Genomic DNA, 20,259 nt, shown 5'->3' with positions numbered 1-20,259 from the left:
CAAGGGTCAGGTCTCTACGTGCCAGTGCACGGGAAAGCCGGGGTCGAACACGGTCACCGGGCCGGCGCCGGTCAGGATCTTTGCGGGCCATTCGGCCGGGCCGGCCTTGGTGAGGGTGATGGTGCCCTCGTTCGGCAGCAGCCGGTAGAACGCGGCGCCGTTCAGGCTGACATAGGCCTCGAGCCGGTCGAGCGCGCCTTCCTCCTCAAACACATGGGCCAGAAGCGCCATCGTGTTCGTCGCGGTGAAGCAGCCGGCGCAGCCGCAGGCATGTTCCTTAAGCGCATCCACATGCGGGGCGGAATCCGTGCCGAGGAAGAACCGCGCCTCGCCGCTGGTTGCCGCCGCGCGCAGGGCCAGACGATGCTTCTCGCGCTTGGCGACCGGCAGGCAATAGTAGTGCGGCCGGATACCCCCGGCGAGGATGTGGTTGCGGTTGATGATGAGGTGATGCGTGGTGATCGTCGCGCCAAGATCGTCGCCCCCCGAGCGGGCATAGGCGACGCCCTCCTCGGTGGTGATGTGTTCCATCACCACGCGCAGGCCGGGGGTTGCGCGGCGGATCGGGTCGAGTACCCGGTCGATGAACACCGCCTCGCGGTCGAAGATGTCGACCGCCGGGTCTGTGACCTCGCCGTGCACGCAGAGCGGCAGGCCGATCTCGGCCATCTTTTCCAGTACGCCCCGCACCTTGTCGAAATCGCGCACGCCCGAATGGGAGTTGGTCGTCGCCCCCGCCGGGTAGAGCTTCACCGCCTTCACAAGCCCGCTCGCATGGGCGGCGGCAATATCGGCGGGATCGGTGCCCTCGGTCAGGTAGAGCGTCATCAAGGGCTCGAACCGGGCGCCCTCGGGCAGGGCGGCCAGGATGCGGTCGCGGTAGGCGGCCGCGTCCTTCGCCGTCACGACCGGCGGGACGAGGTTCGGCATGATGATCGCCCGGGCGAAGTGGCGGGCGGTTTCCGGCAGCACGCCCTGCAGCATCGCGCCATCGCGCAGGTGCAGGTGGAAATCGTCAGGGCGGCGGATCGTCAGGCTCTGGGTCATGGCCTGCGGGGTAGCGCATCCCCGGACAGCTTTCCAGAGTGGAATCCCTCGAAACGCGGGCTGCAGCGATTCAGGTATGCCCAAATAATGGGCGGCAATGGCGCGGAATTGGGCGGGCGCTAAGCGGAGTGTGGTCGCGATGCCTGGCGCACCAGCCTCGGCATGGCTCGCGACCCGGGCTCATCCTAGCGTGACCACCGTAACTGGAGAACGAAATGCCCGAGGACGGCGGACTTGCCCTTGTGGATGCGCCGCGTTTGCAGCGCGCGGCCGGGCTTGCTCGCGTTGGGCTCGGGCAGCGGGATGGTCAGGCCGTCCTGGCCGATCTGCACCAGTCGGGATGTGCGAAGGCGTTTCTTCCGCGCATCCATGGCCCTGTCCCAGAAGTCGTTTTCCTGAACACCGCGGGCGGGTTGACGGGCGGAGACCGGGTTGGTTTTTCGCTTTCAGTGGCGGCAGGGACGCGCGCCGTCGGCACGACCCAGACCGCCGAACGGGCCTACGCCTCGGCCGGTGGTGTCGCACGGATGAGCGTCGATCTGGCGGTCGGGCAGGGGGCAGCGCTCGACTGGCTGCCGCAGGAGACGATCCTGTTCGATCGCGCGGCTCTCGAGCGGCGGACGACAGTGGCGCTCGCCAGCGAGGCCCGGCTGGTGATGTGCGAGATGATCGGGCTTGGCCGGGCTGCCATGGGCGAGACGGTGCGCCGCCTTTGGCTCAACGACCGGCGCGAGGTGCGGCGCGACGGAAAGCAGGTCTTGGTCGAGCCATTGCGGCTGGCGGACCAGACCCTGGCGGCAGGTCCGGCCGCTTTGGGCGAGGCGCGCGCCTTTGCCACAGTGGCGATGGTTGCGCGCGGGGCCGAAGACGCCGTCGATCCGCTTCGGCGGCTTGCGCCCGAGGGTGTTGATTGGGCTGTTTCGGGCTGGGACGGGAAATGTCTGGTCCGGGTGATGGGGCCGGATCTGCGGCCGGTCAAGCGGGCGGTGGCGCAAGTGCTCGAGCGGCTGCGGGGCAAGGCGCTGCCCCGGGTCTGGCAGATGTGAGGAAAAGGACGAGATGAACCTGACGCCACGCGAGAAGGACAAGCTGCTCATCAGCCTTGCGGCGATGGTCGCCCGCAACCGGCTGGCCAGGGGGGTCAAGCTCAACCACCCCGAGGCGGTGGCGCTCATCACCGATTTCGTGGTCGAAGGCGCGCGCGATGGCCGGTCGGTGGCCGACCTGATGGCGGCGGGCGCGCATGTGATCACCCGCGAGCAATGCATGGAGGGGATCGCCGAAATGATCCACGACGTGCAGGTCGAAGCGACCTTTCCCGACGGGACAAAGCTCGTCACCGTCCATCACCCGATCCGATAGGAGCTGGCCATGATCCCCGGAGAGATTTTCCCTGCCGAAGGCGAGATCGAGATCAACGCCGGCCAGCCCGTCGTAACGATGCTTGTCGCCAATACCGGCGACCGCCCCGTGCAGGTCGGCAGCCACTACCACTTTGCCGAGGTCAATCCGCTGCTTGCCTTCGACCGTACGGAGGCGGATGGTCTGCGGCTCGACCTGCCCGCGGGCACGGCGATGCGGTTCGAGCCGGGGCAGATGCGCGAAGTGCGCCTTGTGCCCTATCGCGGATTGCGGCGCGTGTTCGGCTTTAATCAGAAGGTCATGGGCGATCTCTAGGGTCGAGGCACCCCCTTGCAAAGGACTTCACCAATGGCCCGCAAAACCCTGACGCCCCTCGACTTTATCCAGCCGACCATCCTCATGTCCCAGCTCATGGTCGAGGCCAACATGGTCATCGCCATGCGGCTTTGGGGCATGGCGGGCGGCTGGAAGATGTCCCAGGGCGAGCATTCGCGCATGGTTCATGAAAAGGCACGCGCCGTGCAGGAATCGGGGCTGGCGGTGGCCCGTGCCGTGGGCGCGGGTCACGGTCCCGGCGAGGTTGCCATGGCCGCGATGAAGCCGGTGCGCCGCCGGACCAAGGCGAATGTCCGCCGCCTGTCCCGTGCCGTGACGGGGGCCAAGGGATGAGAACGCTCGCCTTGCTTCTTGCCTTTCCCGCCACGGCCATGGCGCAAGAGCCGGACTGCACGGCGCCCCAAACACAGGCTGACATGACCCAATGCGCCGGCATTGCGTTCAAGATGGCAGACGAGGATCTCAACCTCGCCTACCGCTTGGCGTTGAAGACCTATGGCGATTTCGAGACGGACGAACCCGAAGCGGGCAAGGGCGGGGTCGAGGCGCTGAAGCAGGCGCAACGCGCGTGGATCACCTTCCGTGACGCGGCCTGCGCGGTCGAAGCCTGGCCCTATCGAGGCGGGTCGATCGAGCCGATGGTCGTCGCCAATTGCATGGAGCGCCTGACGCGGGTGCGCACCGAAGACCTGCGGCTGATTGGCGAGACCAATTGAGGAAAGGAGTTTGCCGATGACCCCGATCGATTTCTGGCGCAACTGGTGGAGTTCGTGGTTTTCGCTGTGCCAGCACCAGTTCGCCCTGCAGGAACAGATCATGAGCGCCCTTGTGCCGGGCGCCATGTCGATTGCGTCGAGCGGCTCGCCCCTGTGCGGTGTTGCCCCGACACCAGCCAGCCGACGCGCCCGAACAGCCTGACCCCGAGGAGCCCGCCATGCCCGCATATATCCCCCGCGCCACCTATGCCGACATGTACGGACCGACCACGGGTGACCGGGTGCGGTTGGGCGACACCGATCTTATCATCGAAGTTGAGAAAGACCTCACAACCTACGGGGAAGAGGTCAAGTTTGGCGGCGGCAAGGTCATCCGCGACGGGATGGGTCAAAGCCAGATCCCCCGCGCGGGCGGGGCGGCGGACACGGTCATTACCAACGCGCTGATCCTTGATCATTCCGGCATCTACAAGGCCGATGTCGGCCTGCGTGACGGGCGCATCCTGAAGATCGGCAAGGCCGGCAACCCCGACACCCAGCCCGGTGTCGACATCATCATCGGGCCGGGAACCGAGATCATCGCGGGCGAGGGGCGCATCCTGACGGCGGGCGGCATGGACAGCCACATCCATTTCATCGCGCCGCAACAGATCGAGGATGCGCTGCATTCGGGGCTGACGACCATGCTGGGCGGCGGCACGGGGCCGGCGCATGGCACGCTCGCCACCACCTGCACGCCCGGGCCGTGGCATATCATGCGGATGATGCAGGCGGCGGACGCCTTTCCGATGAACCTCGCCTTCGCTGGCAAGGGCAACGCCTCGCTGCCCGAGGGACTGGTGGAGCAGGTCAAGGCCGGTGCCTGTTCGCTGAAGCTGCACGAGGACTGGGGCACGACCCCCGGCGCCATCGACTGCTGCCTGTCGGTGGCCGACGACATGGACGTTCAGGTGATGATCCACACCGACACGCTGAACGAGAGCGGTTTCGTCGAGAACACCCTTGCCGCCATCAAGGGCCGCACCATCCACGCCTTCCATACCGAGGGCGCGGGCGGCGGCCATGCGCCGGATATCATCAAGGTCGTGGCGAGCCAGAACGTCATCCCGTCCTCGACCAACCCGACGATGCCCTACACCGTGAACACGCTCGAGGAACATCTCGACATGCTCATGGTCTGCCACCACCTCGACAAGTCGATCCCCGAGGACGTGGCCTTTGCCGAAAGCCGCATCCGCAAGGAAACGATCGCGGCCGAGGACATCCTGCACGACATGGGGGCCTTCTCGATCCTGTCCTCGGACAGCCAGGCCATGGGCCGGGTGGGCGAGGTCATCACCCGCACCTGGCAGACCGCGCACAAGATGAAGGTCCAGCGCGGACGGCTGGCCGAAGAGACGGGCGCGAACGACAACGTGCGCGTCAAGCGCTATGTCGCGAAATACACGATCAACCCGGCCATCGCGCATGGCATTTCCCAGCACATCGGCAGCGTGACTGAAGGCAAGCGGGCGGACCTTGTCCTGTGGTCGCCCGCCTTCTTCGGCGCCAAGCCCGACATGGTGCTGATCGGCGGCACCATCGTCGTGGCGCAGATGGGCGACCCGAACGCTTCGATCCCCACGCCGCAACCGGTCTACACCCGGCCGATGTTCGGCGCTTTTGGCCGTTCCGTCGAGAATTCCGCCGTGGTCTTTGTCAGCGAGGCGGCGCAGGCAGACGGAGTGCGGGGCAAGTACGGCCTCGCCAAGCAGACGCTGTCGGTGAAGGGCACGCGCGGCATCGGCAAGTCGGACATGGTCCACAATGCGGCGACGCCGACCATCGAGGTGAACCCGGAAACTTACGAGGTGCGGGCCGACGGGGTGCTGCTGACTTGCGAGCCGGCGAAGGAGTTGCCGCTGGCGCAACGGTATTTCCTGTTCTGAGGCGAACTGACCACTTGCCGGGCAGGGGGCCATCGCGGCAGATTGCCCCTGATTTCAGCGGGCTGCCGCCCTTTGCGAAGGTGTTTTTCATGCGTCTTACCCTGATTGCCGCCTGTCTTGTCTTGCCCGTTGCGGCGCAGGCGGATTGCGTGACCCTGTACGACATGACCCATATGCCCGGCGCGACGCTCACGACCCAGCAAGGCTCGGTCGAGATCGGGCGGTGGGGTACCACCGATCACACGATGCGCGAAGGCAAGGCCATCTATCAGGACAAGGCCGGCAAGACCGATCACTGGCGGGTGTTCCGGGGGGGCGTCTTCGAGACCGAGGAATACTGGAATTACGAGGATCCCAAGACCGGCGCGCTTATGCTTGTCGATCTCCAGCGGAAATTCTCGGGCCGCCTGCCGAAGATCGAGCCGGGCAAGAGCTGGGAGACGATGGCGACCGATCGCATCAGCGTCCACAACAAGCTGACCGGCGAGGACACCAAGACGACCGAGAAGCTGACCGTGACCTACAGCTTCCTTCCCGCGAAACAGGTCAAGATCTCGGGCTGCAGCTATGAGACGATTCCGGTCGAAGCCACGCTTGCCGGCGACCAGACCCGCCTGACCCGGCGCTTCATCTACTTTCCGGCGCTGGAGGCCGGAATCGTCACCCGCGAACAGGATCATGTGAAGGGAACCGAGGTGAAGAACGGCATCACCGGCATGGCCAGCTGGAAGGAGCTGCACCCATGAACCGCGCCCTGCGCATCGTCGCCGTCGCGCTGGCCAACCTCTGCGCGGGCCCTGCCGCGGCCGAGTGCGTCACCGCCGAGAACCTGACCGGTCGCGGCATCCTGTTCACCATGGCCGACGGAAAGGTCTGGCTGGCCCGTGACGCCGGCAAGAAGGGTGTGCGGCTTGACCAGGCGAACGGCAAGCCCGCGGATGACGCCTATATCGAGGGGCCTTACGGCATCTACGAAGTCGTCCATGGCCATCGCGTCTATCCGAAGAGGGATTTCTGGGGCTACATCAAGCGCGACTTCCGCAAGCGTCCGCCCCAGCCCGTCGCAGGCGAAAGATGGTCCTCGAAACTGGAGGAGGATCAGGGCAGCTTCTTCGCCCAGAGCCGTGGGTCGGATTTCAAGGGTGAGGTGAGTTACCGCTTCCTGCCGGAGAAGACCGTGAAGATCAGCGGGTGTGCCTATCAGATCGTTCCGGTCGAAGCGACCTTCACCGGCAAGGACACGATCTGGGACGATCCGGTGCTCGACAGGAATGACCGCTGGATCTACTTCCCGGCGCTTGGCGTCGGGGTCCATACGATGAGCCGCGACGGCTATCGCCAGCAGGAGTGGAAGGCAGGGATCACCGGCATTTCGGTCGCCAAGTGAAAATTGCGCTGCGCTGCAGCGAAAGATTGGACAGTCCGGCGATCCTGGCCTATCCTTCTTTGGGAGGGAGGAACTCACCCACGCCGAAGGAGGCGATGCGATGACGTTCCGAGCCGCAAATTCCCCGCTCTCACCTGAAGCCGCCGCCGATCTGGACATGTTCTTTGCCATAGAAGCCTCCGGCTGCAACTCTTGGCCGATGCGCCAGCGGCGCGAGGCGGAATTCGCTCGACTGCATGCGCTGCCCGATGCCGCACTTGCCGCAATGGGGCTGTCGCGCGATCGCTTGGCGCGCTACGTTTTCCGCGAGATGTTTTCCCGCTGAGGAGCGCCCCCATGACCGACCTGCCGCCCGCCCGCACGCTCCACCGTCGCGGAGAATGGACGAATGCCTACGATCTGGTCGTGCTGGACTACGAGGCGCGCTTCCTGCGGCGCAAGCGCCTGAGCACGGCCCATGGCGAGCATTTTCTCGTCGACCTCCCCGAAACCGTCAGCCTCGACCACGGTGATGCGCTTGCCCTGGAGGATGGCCGTCTGATCGAGGTGATCGCGGCAGAAGAACCCGTGGTGGTGGTCACCGGCGACCTGCCGCGGCTTGCCTGGCATATCGGCAACCGCCACACGCCCTGCCAGATAGAATCCGGCCGGCTTCTGATCCGCCGCGACCACGTTCTTGAGGCGATGCTGGCGCAGCTTGGCGCTTCGGTTGCCTATTCCGATGAACCGTTTACCCCCGAAGGCGGCGCCTATGGCATGGGACGGACGATGGGGCATGACCACGGGCCGGGCCACGATCATGCACACGACCATGAACATGACCATGATCACGACCATGCGCCTGGCCACAGCCACCGCCATGTCCACCATCATGGCGCCCATCACCATCCGAACGACGACGACGACATTCCGGTGGATGTCGACTGATGTCGGAAGCCGGGCTTCTGACACTGGTCCAGTGGCTTTCGCCGGCCTTTCCGGTGGGGGGCTATGCCTATTCGCACGGGCTGGAGGCGGCAATCGCCTCAGGGCAAGTGCGCAACGCGGCGGCGCTGGAAGGCTGGATCGCCACGATCCTCGCCGAGGGAGCCGGTCGCAACGATGCGATCCTGCTTGCCGAGGCTCTGAAACCCCGCGCCGACCTGCCTGCGCTGGCGAGTTTGGCCGAAGCGATGGCCGCAAGCCGTGAACGACTGGTCGAGACGATGGAGCAGGGGCGGGCGCTTCTCGCTACAACCAATGCGCTGAAGGGCGACGATCATCCGCCAATGCCCTACCCAGTGGCGCTTGGCGCGGCGGCGGCGCCGCTTGGCCTGCCTGCAGGGCAGGTGCTGGGGCTCTACCTGCACGCCTTCGGCTCGAACCTTGTGCAGGTCGGGGTGCGGTTCATACCGCTTGGCCAGACCGATGGGCAGAAGGTGCTTGCCGCTCTGCACCCGGTGATCCAGCGCGTCGCGCGCGAGGCGGCAAAGGCAGGGCTCGAAGGTCTCGGCGGCGGGGCCTTGCGGGGAGACCTCGCGGCGATGCAGCATGAAACTATGGATGTAAGGATCTTCCGCACATGACTTCCCCCAACGGACCCTTGCGCGTGGGCATCGGCGGCCCCGTCGGTGCCGGAAAGACCACGCTGACCGAACAGCTGTGCCGCGCGCTCCGCGACGAGTACTCGGTCGCGGCCATCACAAATGACATCTATACCCGGGAGGATGCCGAATACCTGATGCGGGCGCAGGCCCTGCCGATCGAGCGCATCCGCGGGGTCGAGACCGGGGGCTGCCCGCATACTGCGATCCGCGAGGATGCCTCGATCAACCTCGCCGCCGTGGCCGACCTGAGCCGGGCCTTTCCCGATCTCGACATCGTCCTGATCGAGTCGGGCGGCGACAATCTGGCGGCGACCTTCAGCCCGGAACTGGCTGACATCACCATCTATGTCATCGACACCGCCGCCGGACAGGACATCCCGCGCAAGCGGGGACCGGGAGTGACCCGCTCGGACCTTCTGGTCATCAACAAGGTCGATCTGGCCCCTTACGTCGAGGTCGATCCGGCGCTGCTGGAAAGCGATGCGCGCGCGGCGCGCGGCTCGAAGCCGTTCGTGATGGCAAGCCTGAAGAAGGGCCGAGGCGTCGACGATATCGTCGCTTTCATCAGGGCCGAGGGCGGGCTTTAGTCCTTCGCTGGCTTGACCTGCCGCATCTCCATCTCGGCCAGATGCTTGCGCAGTTTCGGGGCATCGACGCGCTTGAGCGCGCAGCGCGCGGCGCGGATCGCCAGTGCCGACCGACCAAGCTGGTCCAGGATGGTGACCAGCCGGCGCAGATAGGGGGCATTGTCACGCCGTGCCCGGAAGGCCTTGGCGAAAAGCCCGGGCGTCAGCTGACCTTCGCCAGCTGCATCAATAAGTTGCGGCAGGATGTTCATCTGCTCAAGAGCCTTCTCGACATCGGGGCCGACATGGCGGGCGCGCAACATGGTGACGAAGGGCTTGGTGAAAAGCGCCGCATGCATCGCGTCATATGGCTGATGCGGGTCGAACAGGACGAAGACCTGTCCCGCCCCTTCGACCATGTCAGGCGCATAGCCGTAGCGATCGGTGAAGTTCATCCGCCGTGCGGCACGACGGCGGCGGTCCCAGCCGGTGACGCCGGGGTCGAGCGTGGCCAGTGGCTGGATGGCGACAACCGTCGCGCCGGGGGCGGTCACCGAGTAGGCGCAGGCGGCATAGGCGCCCATGCCGGTGCCGTAGAAGACGACGCGATCGAAATCCTCGAAGAAGGCATCGTCCACCAGCCGGTCAAAATAGCGATAGACTGCGGGGTCGCGATACCAGGTCTCGCCATCGGCGATGATGCAGAGATGCGACCAGCCCTTGGCGCGGGCCAGCGCATGGCCTTTCGGCAGCTGGTCCGGTTCGGCCATGATCGCCGCGACCGTCTCGAAGGTGACGAGCAGGGTCGGGCTTTCGTCGATGAAGTAGGCCCAGTGCCTGTCGCCAAGCGGCTGGAAATAGCCTGAGTCTTCGCCGACCTCTTCGATCCTGGCAAGCCACGCGGCCTTGTCTGCCGGTTCGGGTCCGGCAGCGGGGGCATCTTGAAGAAGACCGGGATCGTCCATTGAAACTCGGAGAATGATTACGGCAGGTCGGGCAGAACCTTTGATCGCAAGGTCACATGGCGCCTTTGGGCGGTCATTGCGGCAATGCTGCGAAAGAATGAACCAGTCTGAAAACAGTAGGGCAGGACTGTTTCCCGCTCAAGCTCCGTCACTGGTTTTGCGCAAGACGCCAGATGGTTCTGGCCTGTTCTTCATCCAAGGGTTGTGATGGTCCGGAGAGAAGCAACCTGCCATAGAGCGCCCTCATCGCCTCGTCCTTCATCAGCACAGCGAAGCGCGACCGCCGCCATTGGATCGCAGCCCGGTTGAGCGGCCCCAGCACGGGGTCTGCCAGAAGCTCGGCCCGGAGGGGGGCAGAAAGAGGCGCGGTGCGCAGGACCGACCGATCCTCATCCGAGGAGAAATTCCGCTCGATCCAGTAGCCGGCATCGGCCGCGCTCGCTTCCCGGTTGGCCCGGCCCCTGTCGCCCTTGAGGATGAAGTCCTGTGCCGAGCCGAGCGCATAGTGGTTCAATTGCGCTAGCCGGTAATTGTCGCGCCCATAATCGGCGTAAAGTCGGTTGGTGCGGAAGCCCTCGCCCAACTCGCGCCCCGATCCGTCGAACCAGCGCGATCCCGCCAGCCGCTTGGGGTCCGGATCGCGCGGGCGGTGAACGCCGAGCCGAGCATAGGTGCCGTCGTTGCGGAAGAGCGTCTTGAAAAGCGCGGCACGCCAGGGCCACCACAGCACAGACGGCGCCGCGCGGGTGAAGCGTTCGGTCACCAGCCGGTCGGCAATCTCGACCTCGCCTGCATTCCCGAACAGTCGCCATGCCAGTGGAATTGCGGTCGCCTCGGGAAGGGCTGCGTGGAGGGCCGCCAAGGTTCCGTCGCCGGCCCGGATGTTCACGAACTCGTCGATGTCGAGCACCATGATCCAGTCGGCGGATCGGCGAAGCGCATGGTCTTCAGCCAACTTCAGGGCAGACCATTGGGGCCCACGCTGGCCGGGCCGGTCGTTGCGGATATGGGTCAAATGCCCGAGCGCCTGCAGGCGATCGAGCAAAGCGTCAGTGCCGTCCTGACAATCGTTGGAAAAGACCATGAAATCGGTGAAGCCGATGGCATGGTGATGGGCCAGCCATTCGATCAGGAACGCTGCCTCGTTCCGGACGCAGAGAATGGCGAGATGGCGCATCTGAGCCTTTCAATTGCGGAAGCGAGAGCCTCCGGCGACATTAGGCAGGGGCGCGCGGGCTGTCCACAGGCCGGGGCAGGGAAGCAGGCGCGGCAATCAGGCAACGCCCCACCGCTGCGGTTGAGAAGCCTGATGACACCTGTTTTGAGCCCCGGTAGCATCTCGCGGACCGGACGAAGATCCGGACTGCGCATGAGGCGGGCATGGAACAGATGGGAACGGCAGAGCCGCCTCAGGTTGTGGCGACGTTTCATGGCGTGACGATTCCTGCGGCTCCGCATCTGACCCCGCGCATGATCCGGTCGATGGACGAAGGCCGTTACGAACGCCCCGAGGTGATGTCCGCGCTGGCGACGATCACGACCGAGGATCGGGTGCTGGAGTTCGGCGCCGGATCGGGCGCAGTGGGCGCGGCGATTGCACTGAACTGCCAGCCCAAGGCCTTGCTGTCCTTCGAGGCCAACCCCGATCTGGTGCCGCATGCGCGCAGCCTGCATCAGCTGAACGGCCTGTCGGACCGGATGGAACTGCGTCACGGCGTTGTGCTCAGCGACCCGGATGCTCCGTCCGGGATCGAATTCCTCGTGCGCGGCAATTTCCTGGGCTCTGGTCTTGAACTTGCCCGTGGCGTCGAGAAGGCCCGTCGCGTTCCGGTACCGGTCTGGCGCTATGCCGATGTGAAGCGCGAATTCCCGCACGAGGTCATCGTGATGGACATCGAGGGAGGGGAACTGGCCTTCCTGCGACACGCCGACCTGACGGGTGTTCGGCTTGTCCTGCTTGAGTTGCATCCCGGCCTTTACGGCGAGGTGGGGATGCGTGGCTGCCGCCGGGCCTTGCGCCGTGCCGGATTCGAGGCGGATCGCGAGTTGTCCCGGCGGATGGTCTTCGTCTATCGGCGCAAGGTTGCTTGATGAACGAGGCCCGCCCCCGCCCTCCGCCCCGCCACCCGGTCCCCGCCCCCCCCTTCGTCGCCACGGCGGACGAGGCCGCACGCCTCGATGCGTTTCGCCTTGCCGGCGGGCTTTGCGACGCCTGGTTCGAGCGCGGCTCGGACGTGTTGTTCGTGACCTTCGATAACCTGCTATCCTTCGGGGAATACGACCCGCCGCAGCCTTGGCTGCGGATGCGGGTCCGACGGCAGGGCTTTTCGGTGCTCGGCATCCTAGCATCGCGCAAGGACTGGTATCGCAACCCCGACGCCCCGGCTTTGATCATCGCGCTTCGGGAGGCCGGGCTGTTCGAGCCGTTTCGCCGCATCGTCTTCGCCGGGTCGTCGATGGGAGGATTCGCGGCGCTGACGCTATCCTCGCTTTTGCCGGGCAGCACGGTTCTGGCCTTCAGTCCGCAAACGACCCTTTCACGAACCATCGCTCCGTTCGAGCGACGCTATCCCCGCCCGTATCGCAAGTTCGACTGGACCACGCCCGCCTTCCTCGATGCCCGGGTCGATGCAACTGTCGCGTCGCGGATCTGGTTGCTCTACGACCCGTTCGAGCGCGAGGACGCGGCCCATGCCGCGCGCCTGGCCGACCTGGAGCAGGTCCGGGCGATGCGCTTTTCCTTCTTCGGCCACGGGCTGGTCTGGTCGCTGCGTCACTGCGGCATGTTGGATGCCGTCATCGGCGGCGTCGGGCGCGGTGACCTTGATGAACTCGCCTTGAGGCGGGCCCTGCGCAATCGACGAGAAAAACGGCGATGGCAGGTAACGCTGTTCAAAGCGGCAGAACAGCGTGGGCATACCAAGCTGCTCAGAATGGCAAAGCGCCGGGCGCGGAGGCTCGCCAACGCGGCGAAACTGTCGGCGGAAGCGGGGGAAGACCGGGATGAGCGAGCAGGGCCTGCAGGACCGCATCACGACCGTTGAACCGGCGCTGATCCTGCCTGAACGCGAAACCGACGCTAAACTTGCCACCGGGGTTCTGGATGGCGAGGGACGCTTCGTCGAGGACTCTCGCACCTGGATCCGCGCCGGCAAGGCGACGGGCGTACCACAGCTTTCCCCGGGAGAACCGGTGAAAGCCCTGTCGGGACGCTGGTTGTTCGGGGGGCATTTCCGCGGCCATTTCGGCCATTTCCTGGTGGAAAGCACAGCGCGGCTCTGGGCTCTCGACCGGCTGAAAGGGCAGGTCGATGGCATCCTTTACCTGCCATTCCGCGCGCGCCCGCGCCAGACGCGCCAGCAGATCCGCGACTATGAGGCGTTCTTTCGTCAGCTTGGCGTGGATGTGCCGATCGAGGTTTGCGACGGGGCGATGCGCGCGGACCGCCTATACGTGCCGGAATTGGGTTTTGGCTGGCTGGAGCGCTATGCTGGCTCACCGGCCTATCGCGCCTTGATGCGCGAGCGGTTCGCTCACGATGTCGCGCCCGACGGACCCGAGAAGCTGTATGTCTCACGCTCGAGGCTGGCGGTCGCGCGGGGCGGAGTGCTGGGTGAAACCGTCATCGAGGAGAACCTCGCCAGACAGGGGTTCGAGATCTTCCATCCGGAGAAGCACCCGTTTGAGGTGCAGATTGCCCGCTACAAGGCGGCGCGTCAGATCGTGGGCCTTGATGGATCGGCGCTGCACCTCGCCGGTTTTGTTGCCGCACCGGAGACTCGTGTCGCGATCATCCTGCGCCGGAGCAAGGCCAATGTCGGCGACTACCAGCGTCAGTTCCGAAGCTTCTGCGGCATCGAACTAGATGTTCTGGACATGATCAGCCGCGACTGGGTCTCGATTGAGGTTAAGCGTTCCGACTATCGCTCGATCGGTGAGCTTGATTTTGCCCGTCTGTTCATGCGGCTAGCCGAGCTGGGTTACGTCGCCGCCGATTTCCGCCCTGATCTGCCCGAGGCGGCAGAAATCCTGCGCCTTCTCGACATCTTCTCGAAAGGCCGGGGCGAGACCTTCACTGCCCTGGGCTAGGTCTTCCGGGCGGTTCCCGGCCGCTGAAAGGCGACCGTCAGGGCTATGTCCAGCGGATTGTGCTCGGTCAGGCCGATCGCGGCAAAGGCGGGCGGGCAGGCCTCGAAGTCGAGCCGGTGAACCGCGAGGTTCCGGTTGCTCAGCAGGACAAGGTCGGGAGTCTGACCGCTCGCCGCGATGGCGTCGGCAAGCTCCGGCCCGGTGATTTCGGGATCGCCCAGAATGATCGAGCGCGGCTTAAGATCGGCCAATAGCGCGGGCAGGCTGTCCCAGTCGGGCAACAGGCGCAGGCCTTCGCCTTCGACGACGCCGTTCCTCTGCCAGATGCGGCGCAGGGCCTCGCGCAGGTTCGGGTTCCGCTCCAGCAGCGTCTGGCGGATATCGGGCCGCTGGTGGTTGAGCACTGCGGCAACATATCCAGGGCCGCAGCCGATCTCGAGCAGGCGCGAACCGCGCGGCAGGGTCTTGCACAGGCTGCGGCAGAGATGCCGCTCGAACTTGCCGGCCTGAAGCGGAACTAGGCCGCCGGGCGTGAACAGGCGTGGATCGGCGGGCAGGTCGATCCCCTGGTTGCTGACCCATGTCATCGGCACGTCCTCGGTCATCGCCGGGGGATTGCGCACGTAAAGCCCGGTCACGCCGGGCCGCCTTTCAGGCGGCGTCGCCGCTTTCTCGGCCTTGCGGCCGGCCGCGCGGGTCTTTTCCACTTCGGACATGAGGGCCGCGATCTTTTCGGGGTCGCGGGCCTGCGGCGGTTTCGCCTCGACATCCGAGATCGGGATACGGCTGGCGTCCTTCAGGCGGCCCACCAGCTCTTCATAGGCCGGAGTGCCCTTGAATTCGGCCAGCCGCGCCTCGGCACGTTCGAGTGCGGCGAAATGGAGCTGGTTCAGGACCGGGTCGGTCAGGAGCGCGTCGAAGACACGCTTCCGCTCGGTCGCATAGCGCAGCATCGTGTCGTCGCGCACCTCGTTGCGGTCCTGCAGCGCCCAGTAATCGGCGTTGTACTTGTCCTTCTTGAAGTTCACGTTGCCGCGGAACTTGCGGATCGCGTAGCTGTCGATCGACTTGACCGCGTAGTGGTTCATCTGGACCCAGTCATAGCCCACGGTCCGCACGATCGACCGCCAGCCGCGGAACTTGAAATAGTCTTCCATTGGCAAGCCGGAGCCGTTCAGCCAATGCACCTGGTCGGGGAAATCGGTCTTGAGCCATTTTGACTTGATCTTGGGCCGATGGATGCCGAGCTTCCAGTGATCGGGATCGAAGCGGAACAGCGTCTTGACCCCCCAGCCCTTGTTCCACATCGGCGGCGCTGCGTAGAGGTACTGCTCGGTCACCGGGGCGCGCGACCAGTCCTGCACTCCGCCTGAACCGAAGATGCGCCAGGTGACGATGATGCCATTCGCCCCGCGCGCCTCGATTGCCGCGATCAGGCTGTCGAGCGTGCCGTCTCCGAACCGCACCTGGAGGAATTCATCGGCATCGAAGACCATCACCCAGTCGCTCTCGCCGACCAAGGGCTCGTCCTGCGCATGGTTGAGCGCCGATGGTTGAGGCCGCTGCCCTTCCGGGATGACGTTGGCGCGGTGATGGGCCAAGCCCAGCTCCTCGAGCCGCATCAGCATCCGGTCGGTGCCGTCCGAGCAGTCGTTGGTATAGACAATGAGCCGGGTGAAGCCGACGACGAGGTGATGGGCCACCCACTCAAGGACGAAGGGGCCTTCGTCCTTCATCATCGAGACGGCCGTGACCATGCCATGCGGACCAGTGCGGGGCAGGGGCAGGCCGTTCGCACCGATCTCTATCAGGCGGGCGACCGGCTGGGGCGGGGCGGGATCATCCATACCGGACCTGCTCTGCGGCGGGCATCGCCCTTCCTCCGGTTGCCCGGCTCCTGCGGCCGGGTCGTTTCTGCTCGGGACCGAGGCTTGTCCGTGCCCGATCCTGCTGTCAAGCGGGGCCGCCGCGCAAGGCTGGTTTCGCCGGACTTCCACCGACGATTTTTCTGCGAAAAATCAAGGGCAGCGGGGAATTTCCGTAGAAAGTTCGTTGAACAGGGCGTTGCAGGCGGGACCCAGACCGCCAACCGAGCTTCCGGCAGACTGGACAGGGCAGGGATTGCCGTGCACGATCGGACCCAAAGAGCGGCCGCCAGATGCCGCCATCCCGGCTTGGAGCAGATCATGGCCACCAGACGACCCGTCGCCTCCCTCTGGATCGGCACGCGGCTGCATTACCTCAACCAGCTTTGCCTGCTCAGCCATGTGCGGCAGGGGCATCCGACGACGCTTTACTGCACCGACACGGTCGAGAACCTGCCCGAGGGGGTCGAGGTGAGGCCGGCCTCTGAGATCATGCAGCTTGACCGCGAGATCATCGCCCAGACCAGCGCCAGTTTCCTGTCGAATGTCTTCCGCTACAAGATGATCCAGAAGACCGACGCGATCTGGATCGACTGCGACGCATTCTGCTACCGGCCCTTTCCGGACGGGATGGAAAACATCTATGCCGGCCACGGCTTCCGCGGCGCATTGAACTGCGGCGTGGTCTACATCCCACCCAGGGGCGAGCTGATCGCCCGGCTTCTCGACTACTACGACAACCTTCCCGAAGCGCCGCCTTGGTTCAACAAGCAGCAGCGCAAGAAGCTCGACCGGCAGGACCCGTCCTTGGCCCATCCGGTGCGCATCTACATGGCCGAGCGCACCGCCTTTGGCCCGCAGGCCTTCACCTATTTCGCCCAGCAGACCGGCGACTACGACAAGGCCTTGACGCCCGACTACCTGTATCCGGTGCCGTTCCAGCTGAACGACGTGTTCTATGACCCGTATGGCCGTGTCGAGGGGCATTTCACCGACAACACCCTGTCGGTCCATCTCTACACTAACGGCACCCGGCCCTGGTGGCGCAAGCATGTGCCGTTGCCCGGCTCCTATGCCTACCGGATGTGCCAGGAGATCGGCGTCGATCCGGCTGCGGCACTCGAAGAGTGACAGAGGCGGACATGAGCGACCGGCCCGAACTGACCTTCGCCTATATCGCCGAGCCGCCGGATTATCAGTTCATGGGCTGCATGCTGCTCGCCTCGATCCGGCAGCAGTTTCCGTCCAGCGTGAAGGCCATCGGCTATTGCCCCGAGCACCGGATGGGCGAACTGCACCCGGCGGTGATCCGCGCGCACGAGATCATGGGCGGAGAGATCCGCCCGATGCGGACCGAGGGGATGTGGGATACGCCCTATCCCCATGGCAACAAGATCATCGCGGCAATGCAGCCGCGCGACAGCCGGTACTCGGCTTTCGTTGACAGCGACGTGCTGTTCCTGCGCCCGAACGACCCGGCGAACCTGTGCCGGGAAGGCCATGTCTCCTGCTCGGTGGCGGCGTCGATGGTCTGGGCGGAACAGTCGATCTGGGACACGATCTATGGCGCCTTCGACATGCCCGTGCCGACTGAGCGCATCCGGCTGATGCGCCGCTCGGGCAAGCAGGTCGTTCCCTATTTCAGCGCAGGTCTCGTGGTGTTTCCCGAAGACGCCGGGCCGGGCGGGCGCTTTCCCGATGTCTGGTACGAGACCGCCCGCCGGATCGACCGGATCGAGGCGCTCGACAAGCGCCGCCCCTATCTGGACCAGATGTCGCTGCCGGTGGCGATCCGGCGGGCAGGGCTGCAGTGGAACATGCTTCCAGAAGAACAGCATTACATCCTCGGCGGACGCATCCGCGGCAAGCCGCTGCCCAAGGATCACGAGATCTTCACCGTGCACTACCGCGACAGCGAGATCCTTCGCGAGGTGGGCTTGATGAAGGCGGCGCGCCGCTTCCTTCAGGCGCAAACCGGCGAGAAGTTCATTCGGCGCCTCGCCCCAGGCGGGGAAGCCGATGGTGAGGCGGACGACTTGGTGTCGCCGCAGGGCGAACGGCTGGAATAGCAATGGGCATCTTTCTGGCGCCTGGCTTGTTCCTCGCTCGGCAGGCAAAGACCGCCGGCGGCCAACCCGGATCATCTCGATCGCAGGTCCGACGGGCTAGCTGCGTTGAGCTAAACGCCCGGTCGAGGGGCCGCACATGATCCTGTATGCAGCGCGGAAGCTGATGGAGCAGCAGGCCTTGGTGCCGCTCATCCGGGGTCGTTATGTCTGAGGAACCCGCCATGCCAAAGAACGCGACAGCCAGCATTGCCAATGAGCCAGCCACGTCCGAGGCCGAACTGCGGGCGGAAAAGCTGATCCGTCGGCAGAAGCGAAACCTGCGAAAGGCGTCTGCCGAAGGCTTCCTGGCGGGGGTGGCGGCTATGTTGCGTCCCGGAGATCTGGCAATCGACTGCGGCGCGAATGTCGGGGTCGTGACAGCCGTTCTCGCCGAGACGGGGGCCGATGTGATCGCTTACGAGCCGGACCCCTTCGCCTTTGGCCAATTGTCCGAGCGGTTCTCGGGCCATCCGCGCGTGACGTTGATAAATGCTGCCGTCGGGACCAGTTCCGGTACCGTGCGGCTGATGCGTGCCGGAAACTTCGATCAGAATCCCAAGGGAGCGTCTGTCAAGAGCACGATCCTTCCGGGAGGCCGTGCCATCGACGAGGCAGGCGGCGTCAACGTGCCGCTTCTGGACTTTCCGGAGTTTCTGAAGGGACTGTTCGCCGAGGGCAGGGAGGTTGCATTCCTGAAGATGGATATCGAGGGCGCCGAACTCGATCTGCTCGAGGCGCTCGACAGGGACGGATTGCTCGAACGGGTTCGGGTTCTGGTGGCCGAGACGCACGAACGGAAGTTTCCCGATCAGCGGGGACGCTACCGCGCGCTGCGCGCGGCGATTGCCTCCCGCTATCCGGCAGGCCGGTTCAACCTCGACTGGATTTGAAGGCGTGCCGCTTGAATTGACCCGACCCTGCAACCACTTGCAGCGGATGGGGCAGGGATGTAACGGTGGAAGCCAGCCTTCTGGAACAAATTCGCTTCGGCTATGGGCCGCGCACTGGAACCGAGCCAGCGGCGGGGGGCGTCGATCCCTCACGCGTGCTGGCGCAGCTTGATGCCGCCGATCCGGCTTCGATCATGACGGATCGCCCCTCTCTCGATCAGCGCCTTGCCATGGTCGCCGAGGCACAGCGGGAGGCCAAGCAGTTCAAGGCCGGTCAGATTGCGGAACTCACGGTTCTGCCACGCTTGAAACAAGCTACCCGCGACGATGCCACGGCGTGGATCCTTACGCCTGTCGCATCCGAAGCCGGGTTTCGCGAGCGGCTCGTCAATTTCTGGGCCAACCGCCTGACGGTCGGTCTGCGCCGTCTCGGGTCACTACCCTATCTGTCCGGCGGCTATCCCGATGACGTTGCGCGCCCGTATCTGAACGGGCGGTTTTCGGACATGTTGCGCGCTTCGGCCTGGCATCCGGCGATGCTGCTCTATCTTGACCAGGCGAAATCGGTCGGGCCGGACTCGCGGATCGGGCGCAAGAAGGACAGCGGCTTGAACGAGAACTATGCCCGCGAACTTCTGGAACTTCACACGATGGGCTCCGGCTACAGCCAGGCCGACGTGACTGAGACAGCGCGGCTTCTGACCGGGATGTCGGTGGGGCCTGCGGGCAGCACGTTCGAACCGGCCCGGGCCGAGCCCGGCCGCAAGACCATCCTCGGGCAGACATACGGCGAGGGCCCCGAAGAGATCGACCGCTTCCTGAATGACATCGCGCTTCGCCCCGAAACCGCGCAGAGCGTCAGTCTGGCGCTGGCGCGGTCGTTCCTGGCCGATCAGCCATCAGAGGCCACGGTCGCGCGGATGGCGGCTGCTTATCTCGAATCAGGATCAGAGCTGAGGTCGGTCTATGCAGCAATGCTGGCCGATCCCGCCGCCACGTCGAACGAACTGGTCAAGATCCGCTCGCCGCAGGAATTCGTTGCGGCGACCCTCAGGGCCGTGGACTGGCCGGTCGAGGGGCTGGATGGCAAGGTCAGGTTGCCGGGCAAAGTCAATCAGGCGTTGGCCGCAATGGGGCAGCCGCCTTTCCGCCCGCGCGGTCCCGACGGCTGGCCCGATACGGCGGCAGGCTGGGTCTCGGCGCCGATGCTGGCCGCCCGGATCGATTGGGCCGAGACGGTAGCGCAGGCCGTGTCGCGCGCGACGAAGGACCGCGCAGAGCCGGTGCCTCTGGCCCGGTCGGCCTTGGGTGATCTGGGAAATCCCGATACGATCCGCGCCGCCGGCCAGGCCGAGCAGCGCTGGGAGGGCATAGCCGTGCTGCTCGGCTCGCCCGATTTCATGCGGAGGTAATG

The 20,259-nt window shown here is 65.3% G+C and carries 24 protein-coding genes; 20 read left to right on the top strand and 4 right to left on the bottom strand.

Translation table 11 applies throughout. From position 1 onward, the window contains the following. Nucleotides 1-6 precede the first annotated feature (6 nt). A complete protein-coding gene (gene pyrC / locus L0V05_RS06545; RefSeq protein WP_234869315.1) occupies nucleotides 7-1,047 on the bottom strand; it encodes a dihydroorotase in 1,041 nt (346 codons plus the stop codon). Between the two features lie 215 nt (nucleotides 1,048-1,262). On the opposite strand from pyrC, the gene L0V05_RS06540 reads away from it, so the two are divergent. The 13 genes from L0V05_RS06540 to ureG all read left to right on the top strand — a co-directional run bounded on the left by L0V05_RS06540 (nucleotide 1,263) and on the right by ureG (nucleotide 8,949). Next, complete coding sequence (locus tag L0V05_RS06540) at nucleotides 1,263-2,093, top strand: urease accessory protein UreD (RefSeq protein ID WP_234869314.1); 831 nt, start codon at nucleotides 1,263-1,265, stop codon at nucleotides 2,091-2,093. Nucleotides 2,094-2,106: 13 nt separating this feature from the next. Next, nucleotides 2,107-2,409, top strand: a complete 303-nt coding sequence (locus tag L0V05_RS06535) for an urease subunit gamma (protein WP_234869313.1) — start codon at nucleotides 2,107-2,109, stop codon at nucleotides 2,407-2,409. Nucleotides 2,410-2,418: 9 nt separating this feature from the next. Continuing rightward, the gene (locus L0V05_RS06530) at nucleotides 2,419-2,724 is read left to right on the top strand and encodes an urease subunit beta (protein WP_234869312.1); all 306 of its coding nucleotides are present in this window, start codon (nucleotides 2,419-2,421) and stop codon (nucleotides 2,722-2,724) included. Nucleotides 2,725-2,757: 33 nt separating this feature from the next. Further along, complete coding sequence (locus tag L0V05_RS06525) at nucleotides 2,758-3,078, top strand: hypothetical protein (RefSeq protein WP_234869311.1); 321 nt, start codon at nucleotides 2,758-2,760, stop codon at nucleotides 3,076-3,078. Beyond that, on the top strand, nucleotides 3,075-3,461 hold the full coding sequence (locus L0V05_RS06520) for a lysozyme inhibitor LprI family protein (protein ID WP_234869310.1): 387 nt from the start codon (nucleotides 3,075-3,077) through the stop codon (nucleotides 3,459-3,461). The genes L0V05_RS06525 and L0V05_RS06520 overlap by 4 nt, the downstream gene beginning before the upstream one ends. 16 nt (nucleotides 3,462-3,477) lie before the next feature. Continuing rightward, nucleotides 3,478-3,663 carry a hypothetical protein gene (locus L0V05_RS06515; RefSeq protein ID WP_234869309.1) on the top strand — a complete coding sequence of 62 codons (186 nt, stop codon included), beginning with the start codon at nucleotides 3,478-3,480 and terminating at the stop codon, nucleotides 3,661-3,663. A 16-nt stretch (nucleotides 3,664-3,679) separates the two neighbouring features. After that, on the top strand, nucleotides 3,680-5,389 hold the full coding sequence (gene ureC / locus L0V05_RS06510; RefSeq protein ID WP_234869308.1) for an urease subunit alpha: 1,710 nt from the start codon (nucleotides 3,680-3,682) through the stop codon (nucleotides 5,387-5,389). 89 nt (nucleotides 5,390-5,478) lie between these two features. After that, nucleotides 5,479-6,135: a hypothetical protein gene (locus L0V05_RS06505; RefSeq protein ID WP_234869307.1), complete on the top strand. Its 657-nt coding sequence runs from the start codon at nucleotides 5,479-5,481 to the stop codon at nucleotides 6,133-6,135. Beyond that, nucleotides 6,132-6,776, top strand: coding sequence for a hypothetical protein (locus L0V05_RS06500; RefSeq protein ID WP_234869306.1), 645 nt, complete (start codon nucleotides 6,132-6,134; stop codon nucleotides 6,774-6,776). Before L0V05_RS06505 ends, L0V05_RS06500 begins: the two co-directional genes overlap by 4 nt. 100 nt (nucleotides 6,777-6,876) lie before the next feature. Continuing rightward, nucleotides 6,877-7,101 carry a hypothetical protein gene (locus tag L0V05_RS06495; protein ID WP_234869305.1) on the top strand — a complete coding sequence of 75 codons (225 nt, stop codon included), beginning with the start codon at nucleotides 6,877-6,879 and terminating at the stop codon, nucleotides 7,099-7,101. 11 nt (nucleotides 7,102-7,112) lie between these two features. Then, nucleotides 7,113-7,703, top strand: a complete 591-nt coding sequence (ureE, locus tag L0V05_RS06490; protein ID WP_234869304.1) for an urease accessory protein UreE — start codon at nucleotides 7,113-7,115, stop codon at nucleotides 7,701-7,703. After that, entirely contained in the window at nucleotides 7,703-8,341 is a 639-nt protein-coding gene (locus L0V05_RS06485; RefSeq protein WP_234869303.1) for an urease accessory protein UreF, read from the top strand. Before ureE ends, L0V05_RS06485 begins: the two co-directional genes overlap by 1 nt. Further along, nucleotides 8,338-8,949 (top strand): urease accessory protein UreG, encoded by a 612-nt coding sequence (gene ureG / locus L0V05_RS06480; protein WP_234869302.1) that lies wholly within the window; start codon nucleotides 8,338-8,340, stop codon nucleotides 8,947-8,949. Before L0V05_RS06485 ends, ureG begins: the two co-directional genes overlap by 4 nt. On the opposite strand, the gene L0V05_RS06475 is transcribed toward ureG, so the two are convergent. Next, on the bottom strand, nucleotides 8,946-9,893 hold the full coding sequence (locus L0V05_RS06475) for a phosphoadenosine phosphosulfate reductase (RefSeq protein WP_234869301.1): 948 nt from the start codon (nucleotides 9,891-9,893) through the stop codon (nucleotides 8,946-8,948). The genes ureG and L0V05_RS06475 overlap by 4 nt on opposite strands. Before the next feature lie 148 nt (nucleotides 9,894-10,041). Continuing rightward, nucleotides 10,042-11,070: a glycosyltransferase family 2 protein gene (locus L0V05_RS06470; RefSeq protein WP_234869300.1), complete on the bottom strand. Its 1,029-nt coding sequence runs from the start codon at nucleotides 11,068-11,070 to the stop codon at nucleotides 10,042-10,044. A 203-nt stretch (nucleotides 11,071-11,273) separates the two neighbouring features. On the opposite strand from L0V05_RS06470, the gene L0V05_RS06465 reads away from it, so the two are divergent. The 3 genes from L0V05_RS06465 to L0V05_RS06455 are packed head-to-tail and all read left to right on the top strand — an operon-like array spanning nucleotide 11,274 to nucleotide 13,982. Continuing rightward, on the top strand, nucleotides 11,274-11,984 hold the full coding sequence (locus L0V05_RS06465) for an FkbM family methyltransferase (RefSeq protein ID WP_234869299.1): 711 nt from the start codon (nucleotides 11,274-11,276) through the stop codon (nucleotides 11,982-11,984). Then, nucleotides 11,984-12,937 carry a hypothetical protein gene (locus L0V05_RS06460; RefSeq protein ID WP_234869298.1) on the top strand — a complete coding sequence of 318 codons (954 nt, stop codon included), beginning with the start codon at nucleotides 11,984-11,986 and terminating at the stop codon, nucleotides 12,935-12,937. The genes L0V05_RS06465 and L0V05_RS06460 overlap by 1 nt, the downstream gene beginning before the upstream one ends. Then, nucleotides 12,897-13,982, top strand: a complete 1,086-nt coding sequence (locus L0V05_RS06455) for a glycosyltransferase family 61 protein (RefSeq protein ID WP_234869297.1) — start codon at nucleotides 12,897-12,899, stop codon at nucleotides 13,980-13,982. Before L0V05_RS06460 ends, L0V05_RS06455 begins: the two co-directional genes overlap by 41 nt. Here L0V05_RS06455 and L0V05_RS06450 read toward each other — a convergent pair. Beyond that, nucleotides 13,979-15,829 (bottom strand): glycosyltransferase family 92 protein, encoded by a 1,851-nt coding sequence (locus L0V05_RS06450; RefSeq protein ID WP_234869296.1) that lies wholly within the window; start codon nucleotides 15,827-15,829, stop codon nucleotides 13,979-13,981. The two genes, L0V05_RS06455 and L0V05_RS06450, sit on opposite strands and share 4 nt — an antisense overlap. Nucleotides 15,830-16,168: 339 nt before the next feature. Here L0V05_RS06450 and L0V05_RS06445 point away from each other — a divergent pair, with 339 nt between their 5' ends. The 4 genes from L0V05_RS06445 to L0V05_RS06430 all read left to right on the top strand — a co-directional run bounded on the left by L0V05_RS06445 (nucleotide 16,169) and on the right by L0V05_RS06430 (nucleotide 20,257). Then, nucleotides 16,169-16,978: a hypothetical protein gene (locus L0V05_RS06445; protein ID WP_234869295.1), complete on the top strand. Its 810-nt coding sequence runs from the start codon at nucleotides 16,169-16,171 to the stop codon at nucleotides 16,976-16,978. An 11-nt stretch (nucleotides 16,979-16,989) separates the two neighbouring features. Then, entirely contained in the window at nucleotides 16,990-17,916 is a 927-nt protein-coding gene (locus L0V05_RS06440; protein ID WP_234869294.1) for a GT-B fold glycosyltransferase domain-containing protein, read from the top strand. Between the two features lie 221 nt (nucleotides 17,917-18,137). Further along, nucleotides 18,138-18,845 (top strand): FkbM family methyltransferase, encoded by a 708-nt coding sequence (locus L0V05_RS06435; RefSeq protein WP_234869293.1) that lies wholly within the window; start codon nucleotides 18,138-18,140, stop codon nucleotides 18,843-18,845. 65 nt (nucleotides 18,846-18,910) lie between these two features. Beyond that, nucleotides 18,911-20,257 (top strand): DUF1800 domain-containing protein, encoded by a 1,347-nt coding sequence (locus L0V05_RS06430; protein ID WP_234869292.1) that lies wholly within the window; start codon nucleotides 18,911-18,913, stop codon nucleotides 20,255-20,257. The last annotated feature ends 2 nt before the right edge of the window (nucleotides 20,258-20,259 follow it).

It is taken from the genome of Alitabrizicola rongguiensis, assembly GCF_021491355.1.
Classification (GTDB): domain Bacteria; phylum Pseudomonadota; class Alphaproteobacteria; order Rhodobacterales; family Rhodobacteraceae; genus Aliitabrizicola; species Aliitabrizicola rongguiensis.
Note: the sequence above shows the minus strand (reverse complement) of the source record. Positions and strands in the feature narration are given on the sequence as shown.